Below are 13,885 nucleotides of genomic sequence, written 5' to 3'. Positions count from 1 at the left end.
GAATCATGAGCGAGACGAACACCCCGGCCCCCGAGGCGGCCGAGGCGCACCGTTACACGGCTGCCATGGCCGCCGACATCGAGGCACGCTGGCAGGACGTATGGGACGCGCAGGGCACGTACGAGGCCCCGAACCCGACCGGTGACATGGCCGGGGACCCCGCGGTGGTCGCACGGCCCAAGAAGTTCATCATGGACATGTTCCCGTACCCCTCCGGTGCGGGCCTGCACGTCGGACACCCCCTCGGGTACATCGCCACCGATGTCTTCGCCCGCCACCAGCGGATGACCGGCCACAACGTCCTGCACACCCTGGGCTTCGACGCCTTCGGCCTGCCCGCCGAGCAGTACGCGGTGCAGACCGGCACGCACCCGCGCGTCTCGACCGAGGCGAACATCGAGAACATGAAGGTCCAGCTGCGCCGGCTGGGCCTGGGCCACGACAAGCGGCGGTCGTTCGCCACGATCGACCCGGACTACTACAAGTGGACCCAGTGGATCTTCCTGCAGATCTACAACTCCTGGTACGACGCCGAAGCGGAGAAGGCCCGGCCGATCACCGAGCTGGTCGCCGCCTTCGAGGACGGCTCCCGTGAGGTCCCCGGCGGCCGCGGCTGGGCCGGCCTGACCGCGGCCGAGCGCGCCGACGTGCTCAACGAGTACCGCCTGGCCTACTCCTCGGACGCGCCGGTCAACTGGTGCCCCGGGCTGGGCACCGTACTGGCCAATGAGGAGGTCACCGCGGACGGCCGGTCCGAGCGCGGCAACTTCCCCGTCTTCAAGTCCCGCCTGAGCCAGTGGAACATGCGGATCACCGCCTACGCCGACCGGCTGATCGACGACCTGGACGCGCTGGACTGGCCCGAGGCCATCAAGCTGCAGCAGCGCAACTGGATCGGCCGCAGCGAGGGCGCGCGCGTCGACTTCGCGCTGGGCGACGAGGCCATCACCGTCTTCACCACCCGCCCGGACACCCTGTTCGGCGCCACCTACATGGTGCTGGCGCCCGAGCACCCGCTGGTCGAGAAGTTCATCCCGACCGCCTGGCCCGAGGGCACCCACGACATCTGGACCGGCGGGCACGCCACGCCGGCCGAGGCCGTCAGCGCGTACCGCAAGCAGGCCGCCTCGAAGTCGGACGTCGAGCGGCAGGCCGAGGCCAAGGACAAGACCGGTGTCTTCACCGGCGAGTACGCGATCAACCCGGTCAGCGGAGACAAGGTCCCGGTCTTCATCGCCGACTACGTGCTGATGGGCTACGGCACCGGCGCGATCATGGCGGTACCGGCGCACGACGGCCGCGACTTCGAGTTCGCGCGCGCCTTCGAGCTGCCGATGCGCTGCGTCGTGGAGCCGTCGGACGGTCGCGGCACCGACCCGGCCGAGTGGGACGACGCCTTCGTCTCCCACGACGCGAAGCTGGTCAACTCGACGGGTGAGGGCATCGCGCTGGACGGCCTGGGCGTCGTCGAGGCCAAGGCCGCCATCACCGACTGGCTGGCCGAGCGCGGCATCGGCGAGGGGACGGTCAACTTCCGGCTCCGCGACTGGCTGTTCAGCCGCCAGCGGTACTGGGGCGAGCCCTTCCCGATCGTCTACGACGAGGACGGCGTCGCGCACCCGCTGCCCGAGTCGATGCTGCCCCTGGAGCTGCCGGAGGTCGAGGACTACTCGCCGCGCACCTTCGAGCCGGACGACGCGACCTCCAAGCCGGAGACCCCGCTGTCGCGCAACGGCGCGTGGGTGAACGTCGAGCTGGACCTGGGCGACGGCCGCGGCGTGCGCTCCTTCCGCCGCGAGACCAACACCATGCCGAACTGGGCCGGTTCCTGCTGGTACGAGCTGCGCTACCTGGACCCGCACAACGCGTCGGCCCTGGTGGACCCGGAGATCGAGCAGTACTGGATGGGTCCGCGCGACGGCGCGCCGCACGGCGGTGTCGACCTGTACGTGGGTGGCGCCGAGCACGCGGTGCTGCACCTGCTGTACGCCCGCTTCTGGTCAAAGGTGCTGTTCGACCTGGGCCACGTCTCCTCGGCGGAGCCGTTCCACAGGCTCTTCAACCAGGGCATGATCCAGGCGTACGCGTACACCGACGCACGCGGTGTCTACGTGCCCGCGGCCGAGGTGGAGGAGCGCGACGGCGGCTACTTCTACCAGGACCAGCCGGTCAAGCGTGAGCACGGCAAGATGGGCAAGTCCCTGAAGAACGCCGTCACGCCGGACGAGATCTGCGAGGAGTACGGCGCGGACACTCTGCGCCTGTACGAGATGGCGATGGGCCCGCTGGACGTCTCCCGTCCGTGGGACACCCGGGCCGTGGTCGGCCAGTACCGACTGCTGCAGCGCCTGTGGCGCAACATCGTGGACGAGGAGACGGGCGCGGTGACGGTCGTCGACGCCGAGCCCGCCGAGGACACGCTGCGCGCGCTGCACAAGGCGATCGACGGGGCCGGCTCGGACCTGACCGGGCTGCGCTTCAACACCGCCATCGCGAAGATCACCGAGCTGAACAACGCCCTGACGAAGGCCGGCCGGCCGCTGGAGCGCTCGGTCGCCGAGGCCCTGGTGCTGCTGGTCGCTCCGCTGGCCCCGCACATCGCGGAGGAGCTGTGGCACCGCCTGGGCCACAGCGAGTCGGTGGTCCACCAGGACTTCCCGGTCGCCGACCCGGCGTACGTCGTGGACGAGAGCGTGACGTGCGTGGTGCAGGTCAAGGGCAAGGTCAAGGCGCGGCTGGAGGTGTCGCCGACGATCTCGGATGCGGAGCTGGAGCAGCTGGCCGTGACCGATGAGGGCGTCGTGGCGGCGCTGGGCGGCGCGGAGATCCGCAAGGTGATCGTGCGCGCGCCGAAGCTGGTGAACATCGTCATCTGAGGGCGTCCCCGCATAGGGGGCATCCCGTACGGGCAGGTTGGGGGTTCGATTGGAACCCCCAACCTGCCCGTTGCGTTTACCGTGGAGGGGACGGAAAAGAGCCGTCGGGTACTGGGGAAGGGACGCTCATGGAGGCCGCGTTGATCATCTTCGCGCTGATGGTGCTTTTCACCTTCCTGGGGTTGGGTGTGTACGCGACCGTCAAGGTGGTGCAGGCGACCAAGCGCGGTGTGGACCGGACCATCACACAGGCGCGGCGGACCGTCGAGGACACCACCCTGCGCGCCAAGAGCTTCGGCCAGGTCGGGGTCACGGGAGCGCTGGCGCAGCTGCGGCTCGACCTGCGGACCTCGATGCGGTCCACGCAGCAGGCGCTGCAGGACGGGGTCCGTGCGGACGCCTCGCTGCAGGAGTCGATCGTGCTGTTCGAGCGGCTGAGCGCGCACGGGCGCGAGCTCGACGACGAGCTGAAGCGGCTGGAGCAGGACCCGGACCGCGGGCGGATCGCGGAGCGCCTGCCGGACCTGCGCGAGCGGACGGCCAAGATCAAGCAGGCCGCGGACTCGCTGCGGTGGGCCGCGCGGGACCGGGCCCAGCGCTTCGCGGAGGACGACCTGTCCACGCTGTCGGCGCAGATCGAGGTCGAGTCCGACGCGCTGCGGGACTGGTCGCGCGAGCCGGTGGACGATCTCGCGGCGGCGGCCGCGGCATGGGACGCGGCGCAGGCGAACGGGGCCGCGGCGGGTCCGGTCGGCGGTGCGAACCCGGGCGCGACCCCGAGTGCGGCTCCGGGTGCGACGGCGGGCGGATGGGGCGCGGAGCCGCCGCAGGCGGCCCTGAACCCGGCCGCTCCGGCGCCGCAGTACCCCTGGCAGAAGACGCGCCGGCCGGAGAGCACGACCTGAGACGGGCCGATCGCGCAGCCAGGGCTGCTCAGGCTGCTGGGGTTGACCGGGCCGACAGGGATGACTTGGCTGACCGGGCCCGACAGGGATGAGCAGGTCGGCCGGGCGGGACCTGCGGGGCTCGTACCGTAGGCTCGCGCCGCCGCCCGGAGCGCGGCCGACGCTCGTGTCATGGGCCCAGGCTGCAGTCCTGCCCCCACTGGCGGTAACCTCCGGCTCATGTCCCGCCATGTCGCCATCGTCACCGATTCCACGGCCTACCTGCCCCGACCGGCCATGGCGCGGCACGGAATCACCTCCGTCCCGCTCACCGTCGTACTCGGCGGCGAGGCGCTGGTGGAGGGCACCGAGATCTCGGCGCGCAGCCTGGCCCTGGCCCTGCAGAAGCGCCGCTCCGTCACCACGTCGCGCCCCAGCACGGAGGAGTTCGTCCGGGCCTACCGGGCGGCGGCGGACGCGGGAGCGACCGGCATCGTGAGCCTGCACCTGTCCGCCGAGTTCTCCGGCACCTACGACGCCGCCGTGGTGGCGGCGAGGACCGCTCCGGTGCCCGTCCGTGTCCTGGACACCGGCATGGTCGCGATGGCCCTCGGCTTCTGCGCGCTGGCCGCCGCCGAGGTGGCCGAGGCGGGCGGTTCCGTGGACGAGGCGGTGGCGGCCGCCGAGAAGCGGGCGGCGGCCATGTCCGCGTACTTCTACGTCGACACCCTCGACTACCTCCGCCGCGGCGGCCGGATCGGAGCCGCGCAGGCCCTCCTCGGCTCGGCCCTGGCGGTGAAGCCCCTGCTGACGCTGGACGGCGGACGGATCGAGATGCTGGAGAAGGTCCGCACGTCCTCCAAGGCCATCGCGCGCCTGGAGGAGCTGGCCGTCGAGCGCGCCGGGTCCGCGAGCGTGGACGTGGCGGTGCACCACCTGGCTGCTCCGGAGCGGGCGGAGAAGCTCGCCGAGCGGCTCCGCGAGCGCATCCCGGGCCTGGTCGAGCTGCACGTCAGCGAAGTCGGGGCGGTGATCGGGGCGCACACGGGCCCCGGGTTGCTGGCGGCGGTCGTCTCGCCCCGCTGATCACCGGAACGAGTGGCCCGGTTATCCACAACGATCTTTTTTTCCACCGGAATTGAGTGTTCCGAACGGGGGTCGGGATCGGCCCCTACGGTCGTGGCATGACTCTTCGAACGCGTGCTTCGTATCCGTCGGGCGCCACCAGTGGCCCGGGCCGTCCCCGACTCTCCGACAGCCGACTGCGGCACCGGCGCACGGCCCGCCGTGGCCGGCCGGTCCCTCATCCCGAGCCGGGTGCGGTGCGCCGGCGGGCCGAGGCCCTGCTCGGCGGCAGCAGCCCGCCCCGGGCTCCGGCCGAGGCGCCTCCCGGGGTCCCGTCCGAGGCACCGTCCGAGGCACCGCCCGAGGCTCTGGGCCGGGCGCCGTCCGGGGTACCGGCCTCCGCTTCGTCCGGGGTATCGGCGTGGGTATCGGCTTCGGCCGGGGCCTCGGTTGCGGCCGGGGCGGATCCGCGGGTACCGGCCGTTGAGGCGTCCGGGTTGTCCCCGGGGGCCGCGCGGAGGCTGGCCGTGCGGGAGCGGCTGCCGCTGTGGCTGCAGGACCGGTGCGAGGTACGGCCGCGCACGGTGGCCGCTGTCGCCGTGGTGCTGGTCGCCGCCGTCGGCTTCGCCGGGCAGCAGTTCTGGTGGTCCCGGCCACGGGCGGTGACCGCACCCGCGGTGGTGGCCCCGGGGGCGGTGCCCGCAGCGGCCGCTGCGCCCGCGCCCGCTCCGGCCGGACCCGGCGGCGCCGCGCGGATCGTCGTCGACATCAGCGGCAAGGTCCGGGACCCGGGGGTACGGCGGCTGCCCGCCGGCTCGCGGGTGGAGGACGCGCTGGCCGCCGCCGGGGGAGTGCGTCCGGGCGCCGACACCACCGGGCTGAACCGGGCCCGCGTGCTGGTGGACGGCGAGCAGGTGGTGGTCGGCATCCCGGCGCAGCTGCCACCGGGAGCGCCGGGCGTCGGACCGGGTACCGGCCCGCTCAGCCTGGGCTCGGCCACGGTCGCCCAGCTGGACGGGCTGCCGGGGGTCGGGCCGGTGCTGGCCCAGCACATCGTCGACTTCCGGACGGCCCGCGGCGGTTTCCGCTCCGTGGAGGAGCTGCGCCAGGTCGACGGCATCGGGGAGCGGCGGTTCGCCGACCTGCGTGCGCTGGTGCGGCCGTGAACGGCCCGGAGGGCACGGGCCCGGTGGACCTGCGCCTCGCGGTGCCCGCCGTGTCCGCCTGGGCAGCCGCCGCCCTCGCCCTGGACGCGCCCCTCGGGCGGACGGCCCTCGGGGTGGGGCTGGGGGTGGCCTGCGCGGGCCTGCTGATGCTGTGCGGGTGCCGGCGTCCGGGACGGCTCTGGCGGCTCGCCCCGGCCGCGGCGGCGGCCCTGCTGTGTGCGTCCGCCGGGGCCGGGGTGGCGGGGCTCCAGCGGGCCGAGGCGCGGGCCGGACCGGTGGCCGGGCTGGCGCGGGAGCACGCCCGTGTGCTGGCGGAGCTCACCGTGGGCTCCGACCCGAGGGCCGCCCGGAAGGGGAGCGGACCACCGGTGGTGGTGCTGGACGCGGTGGTGACCCGGGTGACCGGGCCCGACGGGGCGAGCACCCGGGTCGAGACCCCGGTGCGGGTGCTGGCCGGGCACGCGGAATGGGCCCGGCTGCAGCCCTCCACCCGGCTGGTGGTCGTCGCCCGGCTGGCCCCGGCGCGGGGCGGGGAGCGGGCCGTGGCGCTGCTCCGGCCGGCCGGTGACACCCCGCCCCGGGTGACCGGCGGCCCGGACACCGTCCAGCGGTTCGCGGGGCGGCTGCGGGCCGGGCTGCGCGAAGCCACCGAGGGGCTCGCACCGGATGCCCGGGCCCTGCTGCCGGGACTGGTCGTCGGCGACACGTCCAGGGTTCCGCCCGATCTGCACGAGGCCTTCCGGGCCACCGACCTGCTGCACCTGCTGGCCGTCTCCGGGTCGAACCTGACCGTGGTGCTGTTCCTGCTCATCGGACCCCCGGCGAGCGCGCAGCAGGCCGAACGGCGCGGGCTGGCACCCCGGCTCGGGCTCTCGCTGCGGGTCACCGCGCTGTGCGGTGCGGCCCTGACGCTGGCGTTCGTCGTGGTGTGCCGGCCGGAGCCGAGCGTGCTGCGGGCCGCGGCCTGCGGGGCGGTCACCCTGCTGGCCATCGCCACCGGGCGGCGCAGGTCCCTGATCCCTGCGCTGGGCGCCGCCGTACTGCTGCTGGTGCTCATCGACCCCTGGCTGGCCCGCAGCCACGGGTTCCTGCTCTCCGTGCTGGCCACCGGGGCCCTGCTCACCCTCGCGCCGCGGTGGAGCGCGGCCCTGCGGCGCCGTGGGGCGCGGCCCCGGCTCGCCGAGGCCCTGGGGGCCGCCGCGGCCGCCCAGGCCGTCTGCGCGCCCGTGGTGGCCGTCCTCGCCGCCCGGGTCAGCCTGGTGGCGGTGCCGTGCAACCTGCTGGCCGAGCTCGCGGCCGCTCCGGCCACGGTTCTCGGCTTCGCCGCGCTCGCGGCGGCTCCGGTGTGGATGCCCGCCGCGGAGGTACTGGCCCGGTGCGCGGGCGTGCCGGCCGGCTGGATCGCGGGCGTGGCCCGGGCCGGGGCACGGTTTCCGGGTGCGGAGGTGCCCTGGCCGGGCGGGCTCACCGGGGGCGTACTGCTGGCCGCCGTCACCCTGGCCGTCGTGGCGATCGCCGGTGTCCGCTTCCGCGGGCGCGGGTGGCTCTGCTCGGCGCTGGCGGTGCTGCTGCTCCTGGCCGTACTGCGGCCGCCGCAGCTCGCCCGTACGCTCACCGGCTGGCCTCCACCCGACTGGAGCTATGTCCAGTGCGCCGTGGGGCAGGGGGACGCCGCCGTCCTCTCCGTCGGGCCGGGGGAGGCCCTGGTGGTCGACGCCGGACCGGATCCCGGCCCCGTCGACGAGTGCCTGCGCACCCTGGGCGTGCACCGGGTGCCGCTGCTCCTGCTGTCGCATTTTCACGCCGACCATGTAGGTGGCCTGTCGGGGGTGCTGCGGGGCCGGTCCGTAGGTGTGATCCAGGCCACCGCACTGGAAGAGCCGCCGGGGCAGGCCGAGTTCGTCCGGCGTACCGCGGCGTCCGCGGGTGTGCCGATTGTCACTGCGGTGCAGGGGGAGCGGCGACGGGCCGGGGCGTTCGAGTGGCAAGTGCTCTGGCCGCCGCCGGCCGGCCCGCCGCCCGAGGGGCCCAACGATGCGAGTGTCGCGCTGCTGGTGCGCGGCGCGGGCCTGACCCTGCTCCTGCTCGGCGATCTCGAACCGCCCGCGCAGCAAGCCCTGTTGAGGGAGCATCCACAGCTCGGTCCGGTGGACGTGCTCAAGGTCGCCCACCACGGCTCCGCGCATCAGGACCCGGAGCTGTATGCACGGCTCCGGCCGCGACTCGCCCTCGTTCCCGTCGGCGTGGGCAACCGCTACGGACACCCCGCGCCGGGTACGCTCGCCCGGCTGCGGGAGATGGGGGCGACCGTGCTGCGCACCGATATCGACGGCTCGATCGCCGTCAGCGGTGCCGGAGTTGGGCTACAGGCATTTCCGGCCAACCGGCGGCGGAAACGGCGCGGTCATACCGGGCGCGACCGCTCTGTTTGCCCGCAACCCGACAGCATGATCGAATTCGTTTTCGCCAGAACGGTCCAAGTCCACACAGCACGGGGGTGCATCAGCCATGTTCGGTCGCAGACGGGGGATGGAGACGGTCGGGACGGCCGGGAGCTCCAGCCCGTCCACATCCGCGACACTGACGTTGCCGCCGACGGCGCGTCTGCTCAGCTGCCGGGTCCTCGACACCGTCCATCGCCCGCTCCGGCAGGCCGTGTTCGAGGTGACCGACCCGATCGGGCGCCGCGTCGTCAGCGGCGAGACCGACCCGTACGGCGGGTTCACCGCAGCCGTACCGGAGGGGGAGTACCGGCTCTCGGTGACCGCCGAGGGGTACGCGCCGTTCCACGGCGTGACGATCGTGGGGGACCCGGCGCAGCCCGGCACCGCGGAGATCATCCTGGACGCGGTCGAGCCGCCGCTGCTGCCGCAGCCCGGCCACTGGGAGCTCGATCCGACGCACTCGACGGTCGGCTTCACGGCCCACCACATCGGCCTGGCCAGGATCCGCGGCCGGTTCAGCACCTTCGCCGGGGCGGTGCGCATCGCCGAGCGCATGGAGGACTCCTCCATGCACGTGATCATCGACGCGGCGAGCATCGACACCGGGCTGCGGCTGCGCGACGACCACCTGAGGTCGGCGGACTTCCTGGACGCGGTCCGCCACCCCACGGTGGAGTTCTACAGCGAGCGGTTCATCCACCGCAGCGGCAGCCGCTGGACCGTCGCCGGCGCGCTCACCCTGCACGGCGTGAGCCGGTCGGTGACCCTGGACACCCAGTACCTGGGTCTGGGCACCGGTATGGAGGGCGAACTGCGGACGGCCTGCCGGGCCACCGCCGAGCTGCACCGTGAGGACTTCACCCTCAACTGGCAGTCGATACTGGCGCACGGCATCGCGGCGATCGGTTCGAGCGTGGAAGTGACGCTGGACGTCCAGGCCGTGCGCAAGGCCTGACGGGCGGGCCCCTACGGGGCTTCCAGCCAGCCTTCGTACTCGGCGGCGAGGTCGTCGAGCGAGGCGGCGTCGATCCGTTCCCGCGGGTCCTCGACGACCACCAGCCACTGGGCGTCCTCGGCGTCGTCCTCTCCGGCCAGTGCGTCGCGGACCAACTGCGGTTCCTCCGGGAGGCCGAAGCGGTCGACGGCCTCCCGGGCCACCTCCTCGGCGGCGTCGCGGTCGGGCAGGACGAGTACATGTCGCACATTCACGCGACCATTCTCGGGCACGCGGGGCGGAGGGCCGTCAGTGCGGCGTGGGATGCTGGAGCCGATGGCCACCAGGAAGAACTCCACCGACGATCTGCTCGCCCCGCTCACCCTCGCGGTGGGGCAGGAGGAGCTGCTGCTCGACCGCGCCGTGCGCGAGGTGGTCACGGCCGCCCGCGCCGTCGACGCCGACACGGACGTCCGCGACCTCGCCTCCGAGCAGCTCCAGCCCGGCACGCTCGCCGAGCTGACGAGCCCCTCGCTCTTCTCCGAGCGCAAGGTGCTGGTCGTACGCAACGCGCAGGACCTGTCCGCGGACTCCGTCAAGGAGGTCAAGGCCTACCTCGCCGCGCCCTACGAGGAGATCATCCTGGTCCTCCTCCACGCGGGCGGGGCCAAGGGCAAGAGCCTGCTGGACGCGGCGCGCAAGGCGGGCGCGCGGGAGATCGCCTGCCCGAAGATGACCAAGGCGGCCGACCGGCTGTCCTTCGTGCGGGGCGAATTCCGCACGCTGGGCCGGTCGGCGACCCCGGAGGCCTGCCAGAACCTGGTGGACGCGATCGGCAGTGACCTGCGGGAGCTGGCCAGCGCGGCCGCGCAGCTGTGCGCCGACGTCGAGGGCACCATCGACGAGGCCGTCGTCGCCCGCTACTACACCGGCCGGGCCGAGGCCTCCAGCTTCACGGTCGCCGACCGGGCGGTCGAGGGGCGCGCGGCCGAGGCCCTGGAAGCCCTGCGCTGGTCCCTGTCCACCGGGGTGGCGCCGGTCCTGATCACCAGCGCCCTGGCCCAGGCGGTCCGCGCGATCGGCAAGCTCGCCTCGGCCCCGCGCGGAGCCCGCCCCGGCGACCTCGCCCGGGACCTGGGGATGCCCCCCTGGAAGATCGACCGGGTCCGCCAGCAGATGCGCGGCTGGTCGGCGGACGGGGTCTCGGACGCCTTGCGCGCCGTGGCCGCCGCCGACGCCGGGGTCAAGGGCGGCGGCGACGACCCCGAGTACGCCCTGGAGAAGGCAGTCGTGGCCGTGGCCCGCGCGGCCCGCCCCCAGCGCCGGTAGGGGTGTGTCCGGTGGGATCTTCCGTATGAGCGTGGACGCCGACCACTGGGAGCGTTGGGTCGCGAGGTTGTCGGCCGTCCTCGCCGCCGATGCTCCCGACCTGCTGGCCTGGGCCGGCGAGCACCGGGTGAAGAGCGTCGCCCTCGCCGATGACGTCGACTTCGTTTGCCACCTGGCCGAAGGGATGGCGCAGCGAGGGAGCCTCGCGCCCGAAGCGGCGCGGGACCTCCGGGCCATCGGCCGGATCCTCGCCGACCCGGACGTTCTCCCCCGCGTCGGTCTGTGGACCGACGCGCCGGCCGCCGAGGAGGCGTGGAGCGAGGTGCGCACCCTGGCCCGCCGGATCCTCGTCGCCCGCGAGGGCGACCGGCGCCGGCCCCTGCCGGGCCGCGTACCGCCTCAGCACCTCTACGACTGACCGCGCCCGGTGCGTCCTGGTCCGGGGCCTTGGTCCTCTTCCGGGTCCTCGTCCGGGCCGCCTCGGAGCGGTTCGCGCGGGCGCCGGGCAGCACGAAGGCCCCGGTCACCGCCCTGGGGAGGGAGGAGGCCGGGGCCTTCGGGTTACTTCTGGATTGCTCCGCACCCGCGTGGCGAACGCTTCGTGTGCGGAGCGGGGTGCCGGTCAGGAGTGGGAGAGAGGGCCCACTGGGTCCTTCCCGGCGATCACATCAGGAGCTCAGCCCTGCAGGGAGGCAACCTTGGTGGCCAGCGCCGACTTCTTGTTGGCGGCGGCGTTCTTGTGGATGACACCCTTCGAGACAGCCTTGTCGAGCGCACGCGCGGCAGCGCGAGAAGCCACGGTGGCCTTCTCGGCGTCACCGGCGACGACGGCCTCGCGGGCCTTGCGGATCGCGGTCTTGAGCGAGGACTTGACGGCCTTGTTGCGCAGGCGCGCCTTCTCGTTCGTCTTGTTCCGCTTGATCTGGGACTTGATGTTCGCCACGAAAGAGCCTTTTCAGGTTCAGAGTTTGATCTTCGGATTGTGTCCCTCCCCCAGACTCGGTCCGGGGGGACCCCCGACTGAGAGGGCGTACGAGACACAGCTGCCCAGGCTACCAGGCACGCTGCGGGCGGCCCAAACCGATCGCACTGCCCCGTCCATGGGACCATGGGAGTCTGCGTACAGATCCGACATCGCGCCGCCGAGAGCGACGGGAGCCGGACTTTCGCTCCGACCGACGCTCCGCAAACGCTTCCGACTGCGACCGAGAATCAGGACACTGCGTGCCCGCGATCCCCAGCCACGTGCCCGAGCCGAGCCGTACCGACCCGGCGCTGATCCGCAACTTCTGCATCATCGCGCACATCGACCACGGCAAGTCGACCCTTGCCGACCGGATGCTTCAGCTCACCGGTGTGGTCGACCAGCGGCAGATGCGCGCCCAGTACCTCGACCGCATGGACATCGAGCGTGAGCGCGGCATCACGATCAAGTCCCAGGCGGTCCGGCTGCCCTGGGCCCCCACCACGGGCGAGGGTCAGGGCAACACCCACATCCTCAACATGATCGACACCCCCGGGCACGTCGACTTCACCTACGAGGTCTCGCGCTCCCTCGCCGCGTGCGAGGGCACCGTCCTCCTCGTGGACGCGGCTCAGGGCATCGAGGCCCAGACCCTCGCCAACCTGTACCTGGCGATGGAGAAGGACCTCGCGATCGTCCCGGTCCTGAACAAGATCGACCTGCCGGCCGCCCAGCCGGAGAAGTTCGCCGAGGAGCTGGCGAACCTGGTCGGCTGCCAGCCGGAGGACGTGCTGCGGGTCTCGGCGAAGACCGGTCTCGGCGTGGACGTGCTGCTCGACAAGATCGTCGCCACGGTCCCGGCCCCGGTCGGCCCCAAGGACGCCCCGGCCCGCGCGATGATCTTCGACTCGGTCTACGACTCGTACCGCGGTGTCGTGACCTACGTCCGTGTCGTCGACGGCCAGCTCAACAAGCGCGAGCGCATCCGGATGATGTCGACCGGCGCCACCCACGAGCTGCTGGAGATCGGTGTCTCCTCCCCTGAGATGACCCCGGCCGACGGCATCGGCGTCGGCGAGGTGGGCTACATCATCACCGGCGTGAAGGACGTCCGTCAGTCCAAGGTCGGTGACACCATCACCAGCCTGCACAACGGCGCGACCGAGGCCCTCGGCGGCTACAAGGACCCGCGTCCGATGGTCTTCTCCGGCCTCTACCCGCTCGACGGCTCGGACTACCCGGACCTGCGCGAGGCCCTGGACAAGCTGCAGCTCAACGACGCCGCGCTGGTCTACGAGCCGGAGACCTCGGCGGCGCTCGGCTTCGGCTTCCGCGTCGGCTTCCTCGGCCTGCTCCACCTCGACGTGGTGCGCGAGCGCCTGGAGCGCGAGTTCGGTCTCGACCTGATCGCCACCGCGCCGAACGTGGTCTACCGGGTCGTCATGGAAGACGGCAAGGAAGTCTCCGTCACCAACCCGAGCGAGTTCCCCGAGGGCAAGATCTCGGACGTGTTCGAGCCGGTCGTCCGGGCCACCCTGCTCGCGCCCTCCGAGTTCATCGGCGCGATCATGGAGCTCTGCCAACAGCGCCGCGGCACCCTCCTCGGCATGGACTACCTCTCCGAGGACCGGGTCGAGATCCGCTACACGCTCCCGCTCGCGGAGATCGTCTTCGACTTCTTCGACCAGCTGAAGTCCAAGACGCGTGGCTATGCCTCCCTGGACTACGAGCCCACCGGCGAGCAGTCCGGCAGCCTGGTCAAGGTCGACATCCTGCTGCACGGGGACAAGGTCGACGCCTTCTCCGCCGTCTGCCACAAGGACGCCGCCTACGCCTACGGCGTGCGCCTGGTCGCCAAGCTGCGCGAGCTCATTCCGCGGCAGGCCTTCGAGATCCCGATCCAGGCGGCCGTCGGCTCCCGCGTCATCGCCCGCGAGACCATCCGCGCCATCCGCAAGGACGTCCTCGCCAAGTGCTACGGCGGTGACATCTCCCGTAAGCGGAAGCTGCTGGAGAAGCAGAAGGAAGGCAAGAAGCGGATGAAGATGGTCGGCTCCGTGGAGGTCCCGCAGGAGGCTTTCATCGCCGTCCTCTCCAGTGACGAGTCCGGCGGCAAGAAGAAGTAGTAGTCCCGCCGTCACCCGACGCGAGCAGGCCCCCGCACTCCGGTGCGGGGGCCTGTTTCGTTATGAAGCGGCCGCTCGCGGGCTCTTACGCGCACGC

Annotated in this window: 10 protein-coding genes and 1 pseudogene; 9 read left to right on the top strand and 2 right to left on the bottom strand. The window is 72.7% G+C overall.

Features of this window, described 5'->3' with window-relative positions:
• The first annotated feature begins 5 nt into the window (after window positions 1–5).
• From leuS to ACIQZO_RS23980, 6 genes and pseudogenes are all read left to right on the top strand, one after another.
• On the top strand, window positions 6–2,876 hold the full coding sequence (gene leuS / locus ACIQZO_RS24005) for a leucine--tRNA ligase (protein WP_403629421.1): 2,871 nt from the start codon (window positions 6–8) through the stop codon (window positions 2,874–2,876).
• Between the two features lie 128 nt (window positions 2,877–3,004).
• The gene (locus ACIQZO_RS24000; RefSeq protein WP_403629419.1) at window positions 3,005–3,781 is read left to right on the top strand and encodes a hypothetical protein; all 777 of its coding nucleotides are present in this window, start codon (window positions 3,005–3,007) and stop codon (window positions 3,779–3,781) included.
• Window positions 3,782–4,000: 219 nt separating this feature from the next.
• On the top strand, window positions 4,001–4,846 hold the full coding sequence (locus tag ACIQZO_RS23995) for a DegV family protein (protein ID WP_403629418.1): 846 nt from the start codon (window positions 4,001–4,003) through the stop codon (window positions 4,844–4,846).
• Between the two features lie 506 nt (window positions 4,847–5,352).
• On the top strand, window positions 5,353–5,991 hold the full coding sequence (locus ACIQZO_RS23990) for a helix-hairpin-helix domain-containing protein (RefSeq protein ID WP_403629416.1): 639 nt from the start codon (window positions 5,353–5,355) through the stop codon (window positions 5,989–5,991).
• 146 nt (window positions 5,992–6,137) lie between these two features.
• Window positions 6,138–8,363: pseudogene (locus ACIQZO_RS23985) on the top strand (ComEC/Rec2 family competence protein); the annotation flags it as partial.
• A 136-nt stretch (window positions 8,364–8,499) separates the two neighbouring features.
• Entirely contained in the window at window positions 8,500–9,390 is an 891-nt protein-coding gene (locus ACIQZO_RS23980; RefSeq protein ID WP_403629414.1) for a YceI family protein, read from the top strand.
• Window positions 9,391–9,401: 11 nt separating this feature from the next.
• On the opposite strand, the gene ACIQZO_RS23975 is transcribed toward ACIQZO_RS23980, so the two are convergent.
• Window positions 9,402–9,644 carry a hypothetical protein gene (locus tag ACIQZO_RS23975; protein WP_403629411.1) on the bottom strand — a complete coding sequence of 81 codons (243 nt, stop codon included), beginning with the start codon at window positions 9,642–9,644 and terminating at the stop codon, window positions 9,402–9,404.
• Window positions 9,645–9,705: 61 nt separating this feature from the next.
• On the opposite strand from ACIQZO_RS23975, the gene holA reads away from it, so the two are divergent.
• Complete coding sequence (holA, locus tag ACIQZO_RS23970; protein ID WP_403629410.1) at window positions 9,706–10,698, top strand: DNA polymerase III subunit delta; 993 nt, start codon at window positions 9,706–9,708, stop codon at window positions 10,696–10,698.
• 25 nt (window positions 10,699–10,723) lie between these two features.
• On the top strand, window positions 10,724–11,116 hold the full coding sequence (locus ACIQZO_RS23965) for a hypothetical protein (RefSeq protein ID WP_403629407.1): 393 nt from the start codon (window positions 10,724–10,726) through the stop codon (window positions 11,114–11,116).
• A gap of 258 nt (window positions 11,117–11,374) precedes the next feature.
• Here ACIQZO_RS23965 and rpsT read toward each other — a convergent pair whose 3' ends face one another.
• Complete coding sequence (rpsT, locus tag ACIQZO_RS23960) at window positions 11,375–11,641, bottom strand: 30S ribosomal protein S20 (RefSeq protein WP_150519680.1); 267 nt, start codon at window positions 11,639–11,641, stop codon at window positions 11,375–11,377.
• A 281-nt stretch (window positions 11,642–11,922) separates the two neighbouring features.
• Between rpsT and lepA the strand changes: the two genes are divergently transcribed.
• Window positions 11,923–13,788: a translation elongation factor 4 gene (gene lepA, locus ACIQZO_RS23955; protein WP_403629404.1), complete on the top strand. Its 1,866-nt coding sequence runs from the start codon at window positions 11,923–11,925 to the stop codon at window positions 13,786–13,788.
• Window positions 13,789–13,885: the final 97 nt, after the last annotated feature.

The organism is Streptomyces sp. NPDC097617 (genome assembly GCF_044761485.1).
Lineage (GTDB): Bacteria > Actinomycetota > Actinomycetes > Streptomycetales > Streptomycetaceae > Streptomyces.
This window is presented reverse-complemented; position numbering and strand designations above follow the sequence as displayed.

Coding starts and splice junctions, on each gene's coding strand:
- leuS (WP_403629421.1), top strand. CDS start 6: ATGAGCGAGACGAACACCCCGGCCCCCGAGGCGGCCGAGGCGCACCGT.
- ACIQZO_RS24000 (WP_403629419.1), top strand. CDS start 3,005: ATGGAGGCCGCGTTGATCATCTTCGCGCTGATGGTGCTTTTCACCTTC.
- ACIQZO_RS23995 (WP_403629418.1), top strand. CDS start 4,001: ATGTCCCGCCATGTCGCCATCGTCACCGATTCCACGGCCTACCTGCCC.
- ACIQZO_RS23980 (WP_403629414.1), top strand. CDS start 8,500: ATGTTCGGTCGCAGACGGGGGATGGAGACGGTCGGGACGGCCGGGAGC.
- holA (WP_403629410.1), top strand. CDS start 9,706: ATGGCCACCAGGAAGAACTCCACCGACGATCTGCTCGCCCCGCTCACC.
- ACIQZO_RS23965 (WP_403629407.1), top strand. CDS start 10,724: ATGAGCGTGGACGCCGACCACTGGGAGCGTTGGGTCGCGAGGTTGTCG.